Source organism: Leisingera sp. G5_S3_59_S7 (assembly GCF_054968485.1).
In genome coordinates this window covers 36,770-54,002 of sequence record NZ_JBQKUH010000011.1, presented here as the reverse complement: position 1 = coordinate 54,002, position 17,233 = coordinate 36,770, and the positions used below count along the sequence as shown (strand labels likewise).

Sequence of the window (17,233 nt, the reverse complement as noted above, 5' to 3'; positions counted from 1 at the left end):
TCCATTCCTTCTGTTCGCTGCCTCAGCATATCAAACCGCGTGCGAAACGCCTAAGTCTTTGATCTGGGGCAAATGGAGCCGCGGTCAGCCCTGTGCCTTGCCGAAGAGCACGAGCCCCGTGCTGCGCCCGCGCAAGACCCCTGCCGGCAGTGCAGTCCAGCCGTTGCGCGCGGGCTCTGCCCCGGCTTGCTTCAGCAGCACCTCAGAGGCAATCAGCGCCATGCCGTGCTCTTTGGTCAGCTGCTCAAGCCGTGCCGCGGTGTTCACGGTGTCGCCGAAAACGGAATATTCCAGCCGTTGCGGTGTGCCGGTAACGCCCGAGAAGACCTCGCCCCAATGAACCCCGATCCCTGCTGCCAGCGCCGCATCGCCCGCCTGCTCCCGCATGCGGCACCAGGCCTCCACTTCCGCCAGCAGGCCTTCGGCACAGTCCAGCGCCCGGGCCGCCGCCCGCTCCCCCTCAAACAGGATCATCGCCGCGTCACCGATATATTTGTCGATCAGCCCGCTGGTCCGTCCCGCCACATCTTCCACCCGGGTGCGGAATTCCGTAATCAGGCTGCTGACCTCCTGCGGTTCGCGGCCCTCGCACCAGCTGGTAAAGCCGCGGATGTCGATGAACAGAATTGCCATCTGCTGCTGGCGGCCCTCCTGCAGCGCTTCCAGCCCGCCGCCTGCCAGGCGCCCCGCCAGCTGGGCCGGCAGGTAGCGGGTCAAATTGGCCTTCTGCCGCGCTTCTTCGATTGAGCGGTGCAGCAAACCCCGCGTCCGCACTGCAGCAACAACCAGAACGGCACCTGCCAGGCACAGCATCACCAGACGCATGACGTTCGGCGGCGGCGCCAGGGACAGGGTGATCCGCCCAGCAAGATCCGGCGTGGTTTGCGGCGGCTGCCACAGGATCATCCAGCCAAGCCCCGCAGCAACCAGAACCACCATCACAGCCAGCCGCAAGGGGTTGAGCCGCAGCACGCCAAAAGCCAGCACAACCGGCGCCATCCAAACTGCAGGCATCACAAAAAGCGCACTTCCGGGCACTCCGGTATTCACCAGCGACAGGAAGGTGTTCAGCAGCAGAAACGCGCAGTCCGCAAAGACCGCCAGCCAGATCATCCAAGGCTTGAACAGCCCCGTTCCGATCGCCCAGTAGATCAGCACCCCGGCGGTGAGGTAGGAGAGCATGGTGGCCGCCGCCAGCCCGATCTGGCGGCGCAAATGCGGCTCGTCTATCGCCTGCACTGAGTCAACGGCCAGCACCATTGCCAGCATAAGGCCCAGCGCCACAGCGATCCGCAAAAGCGCAACGATGCGTTCGGCTTCCACCTCAGCCGCGCTCAGCAGCGCCGGCTGCTCCGGTCTTACCGTTGGGCATGCCTGCGGCAGCCGCATCTACTCCTCCGCCAAAAGCGCCACCTGCCGCGGCTCGACTTCCACCTGGCCCGGATCTTCCAGCTCAGCCCCGTTTGCCACAACCCCCATCGCCTCGAACCGGCGTGCCGAGGGCAGCACCCGCGCTTCCAGAGAGCCAACGGCCTTGTTGTAGTTATTCACTGAAGAGGACAACGAGCGACCAACCGAAGCCAAGCTCTTTGAGAAGGTCGCAAGCCGGTCATAAAGCTCCTTGGCGGTCTTCTGCACTTCGACAGCATTTGCCGCCATCTTCTCCTGCTGCCAGCCGTAAGCAATGGATTTGACCAACGCCATCAGCGTGGTCGGCGTCGCGATCAGAACCTTGTTTTCAAAAGCATACTCAATCAACCCCGGATCCGCCTCAGCCGCGGCGGACACAAAGGTCTCACCGGGGATAAACATCACCACAAAATCCGGCGTTTCGCCCAGGGCGCTTTGATAGGACTTCGAGGCCAGCTGGCGCACATGGGTCTTCACGTGGTTTGCGTGGCGGGTCAGGGCTGCCTGCTGCTGCTCCGGCGTTTCCGCCTCCAGCGCATCCAGATACCCCTCCAGCGGGGTTTTGGCATCCACCACGATGCTCTTGCCGCCGGGGATACGCACCACCGCATCGGGGCGGCGCAGGCCATCGTCGGTGCCGACGCTCTTTTCCAGTTCGAAATCCACATGCTCGGCCATGCCAGCCATCTCAAAGACCTGGCGCAGCTGCATCTCGCCCCAGCGGCCGCGGGTCTTGGGTGCGCGCAGCGCCTGCACTAGCTTGCGGGTCTCGCCGCCCAGCGTGGCCTGGCCCTCCGCCAAATGCTTCACCTGCGCCTGAATCGCACCATAGGCCTCGTTGCGGGCCTGCTCGATCTCCTTGATCCGCTCGCCGAACTGGCCAAGCTTCTGGTCCAGGGGTTTCACAAGGCTCTCAATCGCCGCGTGGCGCTTGGCCAAGTCGTCATCCGCTGTCTTGCTGTGCGCCTGAAAGCGCTCACTGACCAGGCTCAGAAAGCTCTCTGAGTTCTGCTTGAGCACGCCCGAAGCCAGCGAAGCAAACTTGTGCTCCATCTGCTGGTTCATGTGGCTGAGTTCTTCCAGTCGCGCCGCGTGCTCTGCCTTCAGCGCTTGGACTTGGGCTTCGGCCTGGTATCGCGCTGTGCGTTCATTCTCGCTGGTGCGGCGCAGGGTGGCCAGCTCATCCGTCAGCTCCGGCAGCCGCGCCACTTCCGCCTTCAGCCCGGCAATATGGCTGCGCTGATCTGCGTTCACCCGCTCTAAATGCCCGGCGTGCCCGCGCGAGCGCCAGCCCGCCAGCGCCAAAAGCGCGGCCAGCCCAGCCAGCGCGTAGATTGCCCAGTGGGCCTGTTCCAATGTCACTGCTCGTCCTCCCTTTACCGGGGGTTCTTGTTCAGGTGCGCCCGAACAGGCGCTCGATATCTGCCAGTTTCAGTTCCACGTAGGTGGGGCGGCCATGGTTGCACTGGCCGGAGTGGGGGGTTGCCTCCATCTCCCGCAGCAGCGCGTTCATCTCCTCTCCGCGCATCCGGCGGCCGGAACGGATCGAGCCATGACACGCCACCCGGCTCAGGATCGCTTCGATTTTCGCCTGCACCAGCTGGCTTTCACCTTGGTCCGACAGCTCATCCAGGATGTCTTTGATCATCGCCTCGGCGTTGACTTCTCCCAGGATCGCCGGGGTTTCCCGCACTGCAACGGCATTGCCGCCGAATGCCTCGATCCCGAGGCCAAATTTTGCCAGCTCATCGGCCACACCCAGCAAGCAGGCGCACTCGTTGTCGCTTAGCTCGACAATCTCCGGGATCAGCAGAGCCTGCGCAGCAACGCCGTTTTCGGCCATCTGGCGTTTCAGCTTCTCATAAACCAGCCGCTCATGTGCTGCGTGCTGGTCGACAATCACCATGCCGTCCGCGGTCTGGGCGATTATGTAGTTTTCGTGCACCTGGCCGCGGGCCGCACCCAGCGGCAGCCGCTCGGCCCCGGGCGCGGCGGCTTCGGGCGTATCCAAGGGCTGACCCGGGGCCACTGGAGCTTCGGCGACTTCAGTCACCCGGCCGCTGTAAGCTCCCGCCAGTTCGGCAAAACCTTGCGATGGCAGCGCATCATTGGACGGCGCCTGCGGCTGGCCGGGGCACTGCGCCGCATAGGACAGGCTGCGTGCGCCATAGGACGGCCGGTCCATCTGGTAGATCCGCGGGGCGCCACTGGCGGCGGTGGACTGTTCCGGCTTCATTGCCCCCAGCGTGGCACCTGCCACGGTGGTCGAGGCACGGTGACCGGCCTCCGCCAGCGCATGGCGCAGCGATGACACGATCAGACCGCGCGCCAAGCCGGGATCGCGGAAGCGCACTTCGGATTTGGCCGGATGCACGTTCACGTCGACCAGCTGCGGATCGCAGTCGATGAACAGGGCCGCCGCCGGATGCCGGTCGCGGCTGAGGAAATCGAAATAAGCCGCCCGCAGCGCACCGGTCAGCATCTTGTCCTTCACCGGTCGGGTATTCACGAACAAGAACTGTGCCACCGCCGCACCGCGGGAATAGGTCGGCAGCGCCGCGTAGCCATAGAGCCGGATGCCCTCGCGGGTGGCGTCAATCTTCAAAGCGTTTTCAGCAAACTCTCGCCCCAGGACCGAGGCCAGCCGACCGTGCAGCGCATCAAACAGATCGCCGGACAAAGGATCTGCCCGAAAGGTCACCCGCCCGTCGCCGCCGCCCGAGACATCGCGCAGGGTGAAGCCCACCGAGGGCTCCGCCATCGCCAGCCGTTTCACCGTGTCGGAGATCGCCTGCGACTCCGCCCGGTCGGTGCGCATGAACTTGAGCCGCGCCGGCGTGGCAAAGAACAGGTCGCGCAGCTCGACAATAGTGCCCGCCCGCAGCGCCGCCGGCTTCACCGGCTCCAGCTTGCCACCGGACACCCGGATCTGTGCCGCCTCATACCCGGCTGCGCGGCTGGTGATGGTCAGCCGCCCCACCGCGCCAAGCGAGGGCAGCGCCTCGCCGCGAAAGCCGAACGTGTGGATGTTCAAAAGGTCGGTGCCGTCGATCTTGGAGGTCGCATGGCGGCTGAGCGCCAGCGGCAGATCCTCTGGCGTCATGCCGCAGCCGTCATCCGTCACCCGGATCAGCGTCTTGCCGCCATCGGCGATCTCCACAGTGATCCGGGTTGCCCCGGCATCAATGGCGTTTTCCACCAGTTCCTTGACCGCAGAAGCCGGCCGTTCCACCACCTCCCCGGCAGCAATCCGGTTGATGGCACTGTCATCCAGCTGGCGGATCACAGGACGGGATTCAAGCCGCGAATTTTCGCTGATATGGGGTTCTGCACTGCTCATACCGCTAAATTTAGCATGTGGGGCCGATTCTGCCACCGGAATGCGCGCCGCGGCGGCAGCAGAATCGCAAAACACGATTTCCCCGCTTTACCGCCCGCCCCCAAGGGATCGCAGCTACCCGGCGCTGCCTTTTCGGGCCAAAAATTTGTCCATTCAGTCAAAAAACCTAACGGCAGCCCCGGGCGCTCGCTTGCCAATATGCCGCACCCGTGCGATTTTCGCACGGAACTCTTCTGAGGATCCCCAATGGAAAGCCATATCGCTGAACGAAGCGCGCAGCTGCCGCAGCTGGCTGAGCCGCGCAACCCCGGCATGGAGCTGGACCTGGACTGGGTCGCTGCCGTGCAGGCCAATACTTCGGCCATCGAACGCCGCTGCGCCACCCTGCCGGGCCGCCGCAGCGTCAAGAAAGACCACCAGGCCGCCTGGCTGCTGAAGGCCATCAGCCTCATTGACCTTACCACCCTGTCCGGTGACGACACCGAAGGCCGTGTCCGCCGCCTGTGCGCCAAGGCGCGCCAGCCAGTGAACGCCGGCATCCTGCGCAGCCTGGGGATGGAGGGCCTCACCACCGGGGCTGTTTGTGTCTACCACGACATGATCCCCACCGCCGTAAAAGCGCTGGAAGGCACCGGCATCCCGGTGGCCGCGGTTTCCACTGGTTTCCCGGCAGGCCTGTCGCCGTTTCACCTGCGGCTGGCGGAGATCGGCGAAAGCGTCAACGCTGGCGCCGAGGAGATCGACATCGTGATCTCCCGCCGCCATGTCCTGACTGGCAACTGGCAGGCGCTCTATGACGAGATGAAAGCCTTCCGCCTGGCCTGCGGCGAAGCCCACGTTAAGGCAATCCTGGCCACCGGCGAACTGGGGTCCCTGCGCAATGTGGCGCGGGCGTCGCTTGTATGCATGATGGCGGGCGCTGATTTCATCAAGACCTCCACCGGCAAGGAAAGCGTGAATGCCACCCTGCCCGTCAGCCTGGTGATGATCCGTGCGATCCGCGACTACTATGACCGCACCGGCTACCGCGTCGGCTACAAGCCGGCGGGCGGCATTTCCAAGGCCAAGGACGCGCTGGTTTACCTGGCGCTGATGAAGGACGAACTAGGCCACCGCTGGCTGCAGCCCGACCTGTTCCGCTTCGGCGCCTCGTCGCTGCTGGGCGATATCGAGCGCCAGCTGGAGCATCATGTCACCGGTGCATACTCCGCCGGCTACCGCCACTCCATGGGGTAAGGGCGCCGGAATCCGGCACGAATACCGGGCCGGATTCCTGTTCCGCGAAAAGGATCAGTATCATGACCATAAAAGAGATCTTCGACAGCATGGAATATGGCCCCGCTCCCGAAAGCGCCGCTGAGGCACTGGCCTGGCTGGTCGATCAGGGCAGCCGCTTCGGCCATTTCATCAATGGCGAGTACACCGCCCCCGGAAACGGTTTTGAAAGCAGGAACCCGGCCACGGGTGAGGTGCTGGCGACCCTGACCCAAGCCACTCAGGCCGACGTGGACGACGCAGTCAAAGCCGCCCGCAAGGCGCAAGGCAAATGGGAAGCCCTCGGCGGCCCGGGCCGGGCCAAGTACCTCTACGCGATTGCCCGGCTGCTGCAAAAGCACTCCCGCCTGTTTGCAGTGCTGGAAACACTGGATAACGGCAAGCCGATCCGCGAAAGCCGCGACATCGACATTCCCCTGGCCCAGCGCCATTTTTACTATCATGCCGGCATGGCCCAGTTGATGGAAAGCGAGCTGCCGGACGCCGAGGCTTTGGGCGTCTGCGGCCAGATCATCCCCTGGAACTTCCCGCTCTTGATGCTGGCGTGGAAGATCGCGCCTGCGATTGCCATGGGCAACACAGTGGTGCTGAAGCCTGCGGAATACACCTCGCTGACCGCGCTGCTGTTTGCCGATATCTGCCGCCAGGCAGGTCTGCCCAAGGGTGTCGTCAACATCGTCACCGGCGACGGCACCGTGGGAGAAATGATCACCTCGGCGGATGTGGACAAGATTGCCTTCACCGGCTCCACTTCGGTTGGCCGCAGGATCCGCGAGGCCACTGCAGGCAGCGGCAAGGCGCTGACCCTGGAGCTGGGCGGCAAGTCCCCCTACGTCGTCTTTGACGACGCCGATATCGATTCCGCCATCGAAGGGCTGGTGGACGCAATCTGGTTCAACCAGGGACAGGTCTGCTGCGCCGGTTCGCGCCTTTTGGTGCAGGAAGGCATCGCAGAACGCTTTCACAGCAAACTCAAGGCCCGTATGGACGGACTGCGCGTCGGCAACCCGCTTGACAAATGCATCGACGTCGGCGCCGTGGTGGACCCGGTGCAGCTCGATACCATCAGCAGCATGGTCGCGGCCAATCGCGCCGGCACCATGCACCAGGCACAGGTGGAGATGCCCGAAGGCGGCTGCTTCTACCCGCCGACGCTGATCGAGGGCCTGTCACCAGCCGATCCCCTGATGCAGGAGGAAATCTTTGGCCCGGTCCTGGTGTCCTGCACCTTCCGCACGCCCGCCGAGGCGGTGGAGCTGGCAAACAATACCCGCTACGGTCTCGCCGCGACGCTTTGGACCGAGAACGTGAACCTTGCGCTCGACATGGCGCCGAAACTGGTTGCGGGTGTGGTTTGGATAAACGGCACCAACATGTTTGACGCCGCCGCAGGCTTTGGCGGCGTGCGCGAAAGCGGCTTCGGGCGCGAAGGCGGCTGGGAGGGGCTGGCAGCTTATACCCGTGCCAAGGCCAAACCAAAACCGCTGGCCAAGGTGGAAGCCTTTGCGGGCACCGGCGCCCCGGCGGACCCGCTGGACCGCACCGCCAAGATGTATATCGGCGGCAAGCAAGCCCGCCCTGACAGCGGCTACAGCCGGGCAATCTACGGAAAATCTGGCGCCCTGCTGGGACACGTTGGCGTAGGCAGCCGTAAGGATGTCCGCAATGCGGTTGAGGCAGCAGCCGGCGTAAGCAAGTGGTCCAAGACAACCGGCCACCTGCGCGCGCAGATCCTCTATTATATCGGTGAAAACCTCTCTGCCCGCGCGGAGGAATTTTCCGCCCGGATCGACGCCATGACCGGCAGGAAGAGCGGCGCGGCAGAGGTCGAAACTTCAATACAGCGCCTGTTCTCAGCTGCGGCCTGGGCCGACAAGTTCGACGGCCGGGTGCACGGTGTTCCAATCCGCGGCGTAGCACTGGCAATGAAGGAACCGGTTGGCGTGATCGGAGCGCTCTGCGCCGATGAGGCACCGCTTCTAGGACTGGTTTCCGCCATGGCACCGGCGATTGCGATGGGCAACCGGGTGGTTTTGGCCGCTTCGGAACCCTTCCCGCTGGCGGCCACCGACTTCTACCAGGTGCTGGAGACCTCGGACGTGCCTGCGGGCGTTGTAAACATCCTGACTGGCAGCCATGCAGAACTGGCCAAACCGCTCGCTTCGCATCTGAATGTGGATGCGGTCTGGAGCTTCTCCTCCTCCGATTTGTCGGCAGCAATCGAAGCAGCCTCAGCGGGTAACCTGAAGCGCACCTGGGTCAACGACGGCACCGCAACCGACTGGACGCAGGACCTGACCAAGCGCTTCCTGCAGGAGTCCACCGAGATCAAGAACATTTGGGTGCCCTACGGCGAGTAAAATCCAGCCGGTTTCCGGCAAAGGCAGAACGCCGCTCCATCCGGGGCGGCGTTTTCTTTTCAGACCGGCCATCGTCCCATCAGGGCCTGCCGTGCCGCAAGCAGGAACCGCCCGTGCGCAGCACGGACCGCCGCCCAAGGCCAAGGGTTGCCCGGCGCAGCCGGGGAGCCTGCGGGCGCGGGAGCACTTCGCCGCTATATGGCTCCGTTGCAAAAGAAAGCGCCCGCTCCTTTCGGAACGGGCGCTGAAATCCGGATAAGCGCGGATTAGCGGCGGATACCCAGGCGCTTGATCAGGTCCTGGTAACGGGCCTCATCCTTGCCTTTGGTGTAGTCCAGCAGCTTGCGGCGCTGAGCAACCATTTTCAGGAGACCACGGCGGCCGTGGTTATCCTTCTTATGGGTTTTGAAGTGCTCAGTCAGAGTGTTGATGCGCGAGGTCAGGATTGCAACCTGGACTTCCGGCGAGCCGGTGTCGCCGTCCTTGGTTGCGAATTCTTTCATCAGGCGCGCTTTTTCTTCCGCAGTGATCGACATCGGGGTCTCCTTCATAGGTTAGAGTGGATGGCACAAGCCGGGATGTCGTCCAGCACAGGCCCATGGAGAAACCTGCCGCGGAATCACGGCAGATGCGGGCATATATGATGTTTCTGCTGTAAAGGCAAAGACTAACTGCTAGGCGCCGGATGCCAAAGCTATTGCGGCAGCAGCCCGGAGACCGACGCCGACTCCGGGTCAATCAGCACCAGATCATCGGCGGTCAGCCCCTCGGCACCCGAAACTCGTAATGCACTCTGGCCATTCACCAGAATCAGCATCTCGGCCGCAGCATCCGGGTTCTGCCGCACCTCCACCGTGGGCTCCTCCCCGTCTTCGAACTCCCAGACAACTACCAGCTGGTCCTCGCCCGCATCATAGTCCATCAGCTGCACCGCCTCGGCACTGCCTGTCCAGCTTCCAACTGTGAATTGATCCGCGCCGGCGCCACCTGTCAGCGCATCGCCTCCACCTGCAATCAGCGTGTCATCCCCGTCACCGCCGTTCACGAAGTCCTGATTGGTCCCGTCACCTGCACCGGACACCACATCGTTGCCGTAACCACCGAACAGCGCGTCCTCCCCGGCGCCGCCGGTCAGGCTGTCATTACCATCGTTCCCGTGCAGCGTATCCTCGTCCGTGCCGCCTTCCAGCCAATCCTGGCCCTGGCCGCCATGCAGAAGGTCCGCACCGCTGCCGGCCCGCAGGCTGTCGCTTCCGAAATGCCCGTACAGGCTGTCATCGGCGGCACCGCCTTCCAGCCAGTCGCTGCCTTCCGCGCCATGCAGCACATCCTGGCCGTCTCCGCCAAACAGGCTGTCATCACCGTCTTGCCCGTAAAGAGAGTCGCTGCCAGTACCGCCTCCAATCCAATCGTCCCCGGCGTATCCGCCGATCTGGTCGTCCCCGGCACCGCCTGACAAGCTGTCTGCCGCTTCGCTGCCAACCAGAACGTCGCCGCTGTCCGTGCCGGTCACGGGCCCGCCGCCCGGCTCGACAAAGCCGTCGTCGAGACCATCCACGTCCCCCTCCGGCTCATGCCGCGCTTCGGAGTCATCTTCCTCCGTACCGGTGTCGGCAAAAACCGCGCTGCCAACTGCTACAAGTCCCAGAACACTTGCTAACCACAACATTGCCCTATCAACCCCTGGACAAACATTTACCTGAAATACAATCTCACGTTGTAGGAACGCGTTCAAAACAAAACGAGAACACAGGTTAACGGACGCTGAAAGTGTCCTAGTCCGGGTGCCACAACTGAGGCTGCTGGCTGTAGGCGATGTAAAGCGGATGCCTGGGGTGGCCCGCCTTGCTGAGCCCCAAGTGATACAATGGCTTGCCGCTCGACCTCAGTGCCGCTGCGACCCGCGCACCCTGGGCGCGATGCGTGCCGTGGGTGCCCCACGCGCAGATCACCATATCGGCCCAATCCACCCCTTCCAGAATCACCGCCATATTGTCCGGGCCTTCCGGCGCCTCCAGCCGCCGCATCTCACGCGGGTCGGTAACCCGGCAGGCAAAGATGTTGGTCGCCCTGAACCCGCCAAACCCCAACGCGCGGGCGCGCCGCTCGCAGCGCTCGATGGTAGGATCATTCTGAACCTCGGTTGCCGTCGAGGGGTTCAGCATCACAAACATCACCCGCTGCCCCGCTGGATCCCAAACCCGTGTCAGGCTGTAGCGGTAGGTTTCGCAGTCCGAATAGACGGCGGTCGAGGGGGCATCGCCCTTGGTGTGGCGGCGGGTGATCATGCGCGCTTTATTAGTTTGACGCGGCGTGTTTTCCAAGCAGGTCGGCCACTGCGTCTAGGGGAATAACGCCGCTTCTGCGGTAAATGAATTTTCGGCATTTACGAGACTGACATGGAACTAGTTCGTTTCCTCGCCCTCTCCGGGTTAGTCGGCGCTATAAGCCACGATGGCTGGAATTCGGATACAGGCGACCAGGAGGGCCGAAGGTTGCGGAGCCGGACCAGGATGATCCCAACCTGCCGCCAAGCGGGGTCGAAGCAACGGAGAGACGCTTCTTGAAGGCAGCCTCCCGCATGGTCCCAGCTATGACCTTCGCTGCCGTGTCCGAGTGGTCGAGACAGAGAACGGCAGCTCAAGTGTTCAGGCCGGCGGACGCGAATTGCTGATCCTGGAAGGACAATCCGGCCTGGGGACCATCTCCCTTAGCACAGCGTCAGAGTTCGATGAAACTTGGTACAGTGTGGATGGGAATGAGGCTGACCCCGGCAGCCTGCATGTCCGGCTTGAGGTGTACCACTATTATTCCGGCAGATACTATCAAGCCTGTGCCGGAATTCAGCAGGATCACTCCGGCTGCACGAAAACCCGGCTCGGATGCAGCTCGCCCGATTTGTAGATGCCCACGGCGACCGCCTTGCCTTCAAGGGAGGCCCAGGCTTCGTCGCCATATTCCACGTCTGCGGCCATTACCATGCCCGGATTGCCATTGCGGAGCCGCACAGCCCCCTGCGGCGTGCACTTCAGTTCGGGCAGGTCGGCCAGGCCTTCCTCCAGCGGCCGCAGGTACTGATCGAGCTCAGGCGATTTCGCCAGTTCGTCAATGAGCTCCAGTGAGATGCCGTCTTCGGCATCAAACGGGCCTGACCAGATCCGCCGCAGTTCCTTGACGTGGCCATGGCAGCCCAGAGCCGCGCCCAGGTCGCGGGCAATTGAGCGCACATAGCCGCCCTTGCCGCAGGTCATTTCCAGCACCACATGGTCTTCGTCAGGGCGGTCCAGCATTATCAGCTCTTCCACCCACAGCGGACGGGCCGCAATCTCCACATCCTCGCCATCGCGGGCAAGCTTGTAGGCGCGCTGGCCGTCGATCTTAACGGCGGAGAACTTGGGTGGCACCTGCATGATCTCGCCCAGAAAAGGCAGCAGCGCCTCCTTGATCTGCTCGTCGGTGGGGCGGGCATCGCTTTCGGCGATCACTTCGCCCTCAGCGTCATCGGTGTTGGTCGCCAGGCCCAGCCGCACCGTGAAAGTATAGGCCTTCAACGCATCGGTGATATAGGGAACGGTCTTGGTCGCCTCGCCCAGCGCCACGGCAAGAACACCGGTTGCTTCGGGGTCCAGGGTGCCCGCATGGCCGGCCTTCTTGGCGTCCAGCGCCCAGCGCACCTTGTTCACAACCGCCGTCGAGGTCAGGCCCGCGGGCTTGTCCACCACCAGCCAGCCGGAAATATCGCGCCCTTTGCGTTTGCGTGCCATGCATCGCCCCCCATGTGTCAGTGAGGCGCGCCGGTTACCGGATCGCCGGGACAGTGTCAATTTAGCAAATGGCAGGCCTCAAAGGAAAGCACCGGGGCCAGCGGAACCCGGCCATGCTTGCCCCGGACCGCCTGTGGCGCTAGGCAGGCGCCCATGGCCGTATCAAGCGATTACACCCCGCCGCAGGACCCGCTGGAGATCCTCCACCACGACGCCGAGCTGCTGGCAGTGAACAAGCCCGCGGGCCTGCTATCGGTGCCAGGACGCGGTGAGCACCTGGCCGACTGCCTGATCAGCCGCGTTCAGGCGGTGTTCCCCGAGGCGCTGCTGGTGCACCGGCTGGACCGGGACACCTCCGGCGTGATGGTGTTCGGCCTCAGCCCCCACGCGCAGCGGCACCTGTCGATGCAGTTCGAAAAGCGTACCGCAAAAAAGGCCTATGTGGCGCGGGTCGATGGCAGGCTGGAGCCGCGGAGCGGCACAGTGGACCTGCCGCTGATCGTCGACTGGCCGAACCGGCCGAAACAGATGGTCTGCCATGAGACCGGCAAGCCGGCTGTCACCGGCTGGCGGGTGATGAAATACGAGGAAGGCGCCACACGGGTGCGGCTGACGCCCAAGACCGGGCGTTCGCATCAGCTGCGGGTGCACATGCTCTCTCTGGGCCACCCGATCCTGGGCGACCCGCTTTATGCCAGCGGCGCGGCGCTGGACCACCCGCGGCTGATGCTGCACTCCGAGGAGCTGCGGATCAAACACCCCGACAGCGGCGAGTCGCTGAAGTTCCGGGTGAAACCGGACTTCTGACTCCGCCGCAGGTCACGGCGCCTCCATCACCATGATAAACAGTGTATCCGCGTGCAGCGCCTCATAGCTGTGCAGCCGGTCGCCGGGGTAGGTGTAGTAATCGCCGGGCTGCAGGCTCTCCTCCTGTCCGTCCGGCCCTGCCCGCATCTGCCCGGAGCAGACCAGCATATGCTCCACCGTGCCGCGCGGATGCGGCTGGGCGCGGCGGACCTGTCCCGGCTGCATCACAACCCGGTAGACATCACGGCGCACATTCGGCGGGCAGCGCGACAGCAGGACAGCGGTGAAATCCGATTGCTCCGATTCCAGCGGTTCCCCCTCCCCTCCCCGGATCAGGGTGGTGGCGGGCGCTTGGGTTTCAAACAACAGGCTCAGCGGGACATCGAGCGCAGCAGCCAGCGCCCAAAGCGTCTCTACGCTGGGATTCCCGTTGCCTGCCTCCAGCTGCGACAGGGTCGATTTGGCAATTCCCGCCTGCGCGGCAAGCGCTGACAGCGACTTGCCTGCACGGTTGCGCTCGCGCTGGATGGCTGCTGCGATCATCTGATTGGGCGCTGACATGTTCTGTATTTCATCCTTTCGTTCGCCTTGACGAACAAACGCAGCGTTCGATATAGAAGTCTCGCGTTCGGTATAGCTGAACTACAGACCCGCTTCCAGAGGAGCCGTCTAATGACCCTGCAAGAAATAACCCGCAGCAGTCCCGCCCGGAGCCAGTTGACCGCCGGTCTTCGGGACATCCTGCCCCTGGCAGTTGGGGTAGGTGTCTACGGACTGGCGTTTGGCCTGCTTGCTGCGCAGGCGCAAATGGACGGACTTCAGACCGGGGTGATGGGCACTATCGTCTTCGCCGGCTCCTCGCAGATCATCGCTGTGGAACGGCTGGTTGCGGGGGCAGGCGCCGGGGCGGCGCTGCTGGCCGGGCTGGCGCTGAACCTGCGACTGCTGCTGATCACTGCCTCGCTGCGGGATGAATTCGCCGGACGCCCCTGGTGGCAGGTGGTGCTCGGGGTTCACCTGGCGACGGATGAGAACTGGGCGCTGATGCACGCGATGCGCGCCCGCGGCCGCCGCACCGGCTATTGGTATCTGGTGGGCGGCGGCCTGGGGCTGGTGGCGGTCTGGGTGCTGGCCACGGTGGCGGGAGCCAGTTTTGCCACGGCGGTGCCGGAGCCCAAAGCGTTGGGCATGGATTTTGCCTTCACTGCCGCCTTTATCGCCATCCTGCGCTCGTTGTGGAGCGGCAGCGCGATGCTGCTGCCTTGGATCGGATCCATCGCCGTTGTTCTGCTGGCGGGCCTGCTGACCCCGCTCGATCCCACTTGGACCCTGATACTGGGCGGCCTTAGCGGCGCCGCGATTGCCGGAGTGCTGGGCAGTGACTGAAACCTGGCTCCTGATATTCGCCCTCGCAGCCGCAACCTTCACTGTACGGCTCTCTGGCTACCTGCTGGGCCGGCGGGTGCCGGAACACGGCCCTTGGGCGCGTGGCCTGCAGGCCTTGCCGGGCTGCCTTATCCTTTCACTGGTCACCTATCTGTTGATGCAGGGCGGACCGCTGGAGTGGGCAGCGGGCGCTGCCTCGCTGACCATAGCATTAGCAACCCGCAGCCTTCCCCTGGCCATGGCCGGGGGAATCGCCGCAATCTGCCTGCTTAGAGCGTACTTCTGATCCCCTGCGCCGCCAGCGCTTTTCTGCCCCTTGCCCGGACGCAGCACGGGCCACGCCCAAGCCGGCGGGCGCCCGGCGCAGCCGGGGGCATGCGGGCGCGGGAGCACACCCGCACGGGACGGGGGCGATGCTGGAAAAAAGAAAGCCGCCCCGGAAGGCGGCTCTCCGTTCGTTCCAAAACAGGGGGCTTATTCAGCTGCCCAGCCGCCGACGGCTTTCACTTCCAGGAAATCTTCGATCCCCCATTTGCCGCCCTCCCGTCCCTGGCCGGACTGCTTCATGCCGCCAAAGGGCGATCCGGCGGAGCGCGACTTGCCGTTCATTTCCACCATGCCGGAGCGCAGCGCGCGGGCCATGCGGTTGGCGCGGGCGCCATCCTGGGTCTGCACATAGTTGGTAAGGCCATAGGGTGTGTCGTTGGCAATCTCTATCGCCTCTTCTTCGGTCTCGAACGGCAGGATCGACAGCACCGGTCCAAAGATCTCTTCACGCGCGATGGTCATCTGGTTGTTCACATCGGCAAAGACCGTGGGCTTCACATAATAACCCTTGTTCAGCCCGTCCGGACGCCCTGTGCCGCCCGCCACCAGTTTGGCGCCTTCATCGATGCCCTTCTGGATCAGGTCCTGGATCTTGTTCCACTGCAGCTCATTCACCACCGGGCCGATGTGGCGGCCTTCCTTATCGGCGGGACCGACTTCGACCTTTGCCGCCACTTCCGCAGCCTCGGACACCACGCGGTCATAGATGCCCTTCTGCACCAGCATCCGGCTGGGCGCGTTGCAACTCTGGCCGGTGTTCTGCATCATGTGCAGCACGCCGCGCTTCACTGCCTTCTCGTCGGCATCCTCAAAGATCACATTGGCGCCTTTGCCGCCCAGCTCCAGATGCACTTTCTTCAGGGTCTGAGCCGCGTTCTGCGAAATTGCGATACCTGCGCGGGTGGAGCCGGTGAAGGACACCATGTCCACGTCCGGGTGCCCGGTAAGCTGCGCACCAACACCGGTCCCGTCGCCGTTCACCAGGTTGAAGACGCCTGCGGGGAAGCCAGCCTCGTCCATCAGTTCAGCAAAGATCATCGCGTTCAGCGGGCTTTGCTCGGACGGCTTCAGCACCATTGTGCAGCCGGCAACCGCCGCTGCGCCCACTTTGAGGGTGATTTGGTTCATCGGCCAGTTCCACGGTGTGATCAGCGCACAGACGCCGACGGGCTCATGGATAATCCGGTCGTTCGGGGCGTTTTCGTTCAGCGGCGCGTCGAACTTGAACTCCTTGGCCGCGGCGATGAAGTTGCGCAGGTGCCAGCTGCCGGCACCAACCTGCGACGTGCGCGACAGGTTGATCGGCGCGCCCATTTCCATCGACATTGCCTGGGCCAGGTCCTCAGCCCGGGATTCATAGATTGCGACCAGCTTTTCGACCAGCGCGATGCGCTCTTCCACCGGGGTGTCCATCCAGCCCGGAAAGGCAGCCTTGGCCGCCGCAACCGCAGCGTTGGTGTCAGCCTCTGAGCCCAGCGAGATGACAGCGCAGGGTTCCTCGGTCGAGGGGTTGATCACCTCGAAGTCATTCGGCTCAGCAGGGGATACCCACTGGCCATTGATGTAAAAGTCGCGTTTCTCGATCATGCGGGATCTCCCAATTCAGACGTTTTCTCCCAACCGTCTGGCCGGTTTGGCGGCCACTGTGTCACTCGGCCAGCAGGGGGGCAAGGGGCTTCGGCTGCGTAATTTGATCAAATTTCAGCCAGTGCTGTCAACGCACCTGACGCAGCGCCCGCAAATCCTTGCCACGCAAGGCAATTGGAGAATTCTCGTGGCATCCCGGGCCAAGCGCTGTAACGTAGCGGCGGAGCCCCCAGGTTGCACTTGGGGCGACTCGGGCTGCCCGACGGCAGCCGGACGCAACAATCAGACACGACACCCTGACTAGGAGGACACTGCAATGGGTTTGCGCATTAACGACGTGGTCCCGGATTTTACCGCTGAAACCGACCAGGGCACCATCAACTTCCATGACTGGATCGGCGACAGCTGGGCGATTCTGTTTTCGCACCCCAAGGACTTCACCCCGGTCTGCACCACTGAATTTTCGGCTGTCGCGCAGCTGAATGACGAATGGGCCAAGCGGAACACCAAGGTCATCGGCGTTTCCGTCGACAGCGCCGAGGATCACCGCAAGTGGAAGAAGGACATTGAGGAATACGGCAAGGCCAATCCCGGCTTCCCGATCATCGCGGATGACGGTTTGGCGGTGTCCAAGGCGTTCGACATGCTGCCGGCCGAAGCCTATCTGCCCGACGGCCGCACCCCGGCCGACAGCGCCACCGTGCGGTCCGTCTTCATCATCGGCCCGGACAAGCAGCTGAAGCTGAACATGACCTACCCGATGACCGTAGGCCGTAACTTTGCCGAAATCCTGCGCGCGCTGGACGGGCTGCAGATGACCGCCAAGGGCGTCGCCACGCCCGCCAACTGGGTGCCGGGCGAGGACGTGATCATCCCGCCGAGTGTCTCGGACGAAGAGGCCACCGCGAAATTCGGCGAGTACGAAACCATCTTCCCTTACCTTCGCAAGGTAAAGGCGCCGGAGTAATATCAGACAC

At 63.7% G+C, this 17,233-nt stretch carries 15 protein-coding genes; 6 read left to right on the top strand and 9 right to left on the bottom strand.

Going from position 1 to position 17,233, the window contains the following annotated elements; genetic code table 11:
* Positions 1–84: 84 nt before the first annotated feature.
* From ACTRWG_RS07680 to mutL, 3 genes are read right to left on the bottom strand one after another with little or no spacing between them, the layout of a single operon-like run.
* Entirely contained in the window at positions 85–1,389 is a 1,305-nt protein-coding gene (locus ACTRWG_RS07680; protein WP_027235699.1) for an adenylate/guanylate cyclase domain-containing protein, read from the bottom strand.
* Positions 1,390–2,772, bottom strand: coding sequence for a DNA recombination protein RmuC (locus tag ACTRWG_RS07675; protein ID WP_462829189.1), 1,383 nt, complete (start codon positions 2,770–2,772; stop codon positions 1,390–1,392). It abuts the gene before it with no gap.
* A 31-nt stretch (positions 2,773–2,803) separates the two neighbouring features.
* Positions 2,804–4,750: a DNA mismatch repair endonuclease MutL gene (gene mutL, locus ACTRWG_RS07670; RefSeq protein WP_027235701.1), complete on the bottom strand. Its 1,947-nt coding sequence runs from the start codon at positions 4,748–4,750 to the stop codon at positions 2,804–2,806.
* A 246-nt stretch (positions 4,751–4,996) separates the two neighbouring features.
* Between mutL and deoC the strand changes: the two genes are divergently transcribed.
* Together deoC and ACTRWG_RS07660 are read left to right on the top strand one after the other, a co-directional pair.
* Positions 4,997–5,986, top strand: a complete 990-nt coding sequence (deoC, locus tag ACTRWG_RS07665) for a deoxyribose-phosphate aldolase (protein WP_027235702.1) — start codon at positions 4,997–4,999, stop codon at positions 5,984–5,986.
* 62 nt (positions 5,987–6,048) lie between these two features.
* Positions 6,049–8,385, top strand: coding sequence for an aldehyde dehydrogenase family protein (locus ACTRWG_RS07660; RefSeq protein WP_027235703.1), 2,337 nt, complete (start codon positions 6,049–6,051; stop codon positions 8,383–8,385).
* Between the two features lie 266 nt (positions 8,386–8,651).
* Here the strand turns inward: ACTRWG_RS07660 and rpsO are convergent, their stop codons facing one another.
* The 4 genes from rpsO to truB form a co-directional block, all read right to left on the bottom strand.
* On the bottom strand, positions 8,652–8,921 hold the full coding sequence (gene rpsO / locus ACTRWG_RS07655; protein WP_008555454.1) for a 30S ribosomal protein S15: 270 nt from the start codon (positions 8,919–8,921) through the stop codon (positions 8,652–8,654).
* 158 nt (positions 8,922–9,079) lie between these two features.
* The gene (locus ACTRWG_RS07650; protein WP_027235704.1) at positions 9,080–10,054 is read right to left on the bottom strand and encodes a calcium-binding protein; all 975 of its coding nucleotides are present in this window, start codon (positions 10,052–10,054) and stop codon (positions 9,080–9,082) included.
* Between the two features lie 106 nt (positions 10,055–10,160).
* The gene (locus ACTRWG_RS07645; protein ID WP_027235705.1) at positions 10,161–10,673 is read right to left on the bottom strand and encodes a DUF1643 domain-containing protein; all 513 of its coding nucleotides are present in this window, start codon (positions 10,671–10,673) and stop codon (positions 10,161–10,163) included.
* A gap of 564 nt (positions 10,674–11,237) precedes the next feature.
* Entirely contained in the window at positions 11,238–12,149 is a 912-nt protein-coding gene (gene truB / locus ACTRWG_RS07640) for a tRNA pseudouridine(55) synthase TruB (protein WP_027235706.1), read from the bottom strand.
* A gap of 153 nt (positions 12,150–12,302) precedes the next feature.
* Here truB and ACTRWG_RS07635 point away from each other — a divergent pair, with 153 nt between their 5' ends.
* Complete coding sequence (locus tag ACTRWG_RS07635) at positions 12,303–12,956, top strand: RluA family pseudouridine synthase (protein WP_027235707.1); 654 nt, start codon at positions 12,303–12,305, stop codon at positions 12,954–12,956.
* Between the two features lie 12 nt (positions 12,957–12,968).
* Here the strand turns inward: ACTRWG_RS07635 and ACTRWG_RS07630 are convergent, their stop codons facing one another.
* Positions 12,969–13,517, bottom strand: a complete 549-nt coding sequence (locus tag ACTRWG_RS07630; RefSeq protein ID WP_027235708.1) for an XRE family transcriptional regulator — start codon at positions 13,515–13,517, stop codon at positions 12,969–12,971.
* A gap of 111 nt (positions 13,518–13,628) precedes the next feature.
* Here ACTRWG_RS07630 and ACTRWG_RS07625 point away from each other — a divergent pair, with 111 nt between their 5' ends.
* Positions 13,629–14,342 (top strand): AzlC family ABC transporter permease, encoded by a 714-nt coding sequence (locus ACTRWG_RS07625; RefSeq protein ID WP_027235709.1) that lies wholly within the window; start codon positions 13,629–13,631, stop codon positions 14,340–14,342.
* The gene (locus ACTRWG_RS07620; protein WP_027235710.1) at positions 14,335–14,628 is read left to right on the top strand and encodes an AzlD family protein; all 294 of its coding nucleotides are present in this window, start codon (positions 14,335–14,337) and stop codon (positions 14,626–14,628) included. The genes ACTRWG_RS07625 and ACTRWG_RS07620 overlap by 8 nt, the downstream gene beginning before the upstream one ends.
* Before the next feature lie 188 nt (positions 14,629–14,816).
* Here the strand turns inward: ACTRWG_RS07620 and ACTRWG_RS07615 are convergent, their stop codons facing one another.
* Positions 14,817–16,256 carry an aldehyde dehydrogenase family protein gene (locus ACTRWG_RS07615; protein WP_027235711.1) on the bottom strand — a complete coding sequence of 480 codons (1,440 nt, stop codon included), beginning with the start codon at positions 16,254–16,256 and terminating at the stop codon, positions 14,817–14,819.
* Positions 16,257–16,572: 316 nt separating this feature from the next.
* Here ACTRWG_RS07615 and ACTRWG_RS07610 point away from each other — a divergent pair, with 316 nt between their 5' ends.
* On the top strand, positions 16,573–17,223 hold the full coding sequence (locus ACTRWG_RS07610; RefSeq protein ID WP_027235712.1) for a peroxiredoxin: 651 nt from the start codon (positions 16,573–16,575) through the stop codon (positions 17,221–17,223).
* The last annotated feature ends 10 nt before the right edge of the window (positions 17,224–17,233 follow it).

Excerpts from the sequence above, each read along its gene's own strand:
- deoC (WP_027235702.1), top strand. The coding sequence starts at position 4,997 with ATGGAAAGCCATATCGCTGAACGAAGCGCGCAGCTGCCGCAGCTGGCT.
- ACTRWG_RS07645 (WP_027235705.1), bottom strand. The coding sequence starts at position 10,673 with ATGATCACCCGCCGCCACACCAAGGGCGATGCCCCCTCGACCGCCGTC.
- ACTRWG_RS07635 (WP_027235707.1), top strand. The coding sequence starts at position 12,303 with ATGGCCGTATCAAGCGATTACACCCCGCCGCAGGACCCGCTGGAGATC.
- rpsO (WP_008555454.1), bottom strand. The coding sequence starts at position 8,921 with ATGTCGATCACTGCGGAAGAAAAAGCGCGCCTGATGAAAGAATTCGCA.
- ACTRWG_RS07615 (WP_027235711.1), bottom strand. The coding sequence starts at position 16,256 with ATGATCGAGAAACGCGACTTTTACATCAATGGCCAGTGGGTATCCCCT.
- ACTRWG_RS07625 (WP_027235709.1), top strand. The coding sequence starts at position 13,629 with ATGACCCTGCAAGAAATAACCCGCAGCAGTCCCGCCCGGAGCCAGTTG.
- ACTRWG_RS07650 (WP_027235704.1), bottom strand. The coding sequence starts at position 10,054 with ATGTTGTGGTTAGCAAGTGTTCTGGGACTTGTAGCAGTTGGCAGCGCG.
- mutL (WP_027235701.1), bottom strand. The coding sequence starts at position 4,750 with ATGAGCAGTGCAGAACCCCATATCAGCGAAAATTCGCGGCTTGAATCC.
- truB (WP_027235706.1), bottom strand. The coding sequence starts at position 12,149 with ATGGCACGCAAACGCAAAGGGCGCGATATTTCCGGCTGGCTGGTGGTG.
- ACTRWG_RS07610 (WP_027235712.1), top strand. The coding sequence starts at position 16,573 with ATGGGTTTGCGCATTAACGACGTGGTCCCGGATTTTACCGCTGAAACC.
- ACTRWG_RS07630 (WP_027235708.1), bottom strand. The coding sequence starts at position 13,517 with ATGTCAGCGCCCAATCAGATGATCGCAGCAGCCATCCAGCGCGAGCGC.
- ACTRWG_RS07660 (WP_027235703.1), top strand. The coding sequence starts at position 6,049 with ATGACCATAAAAGAGATCTTCGACAGCATGGAATATGGCCCCGCTCCC.
- ACTRWG_RS07680 (WP_027235699.1), bottom strand. The coding sequence starts at position 1,389 with ATGCGGCTGCCGCAGGCATGCCCAACGGTAAGACCGGAGCAGCCGGCG.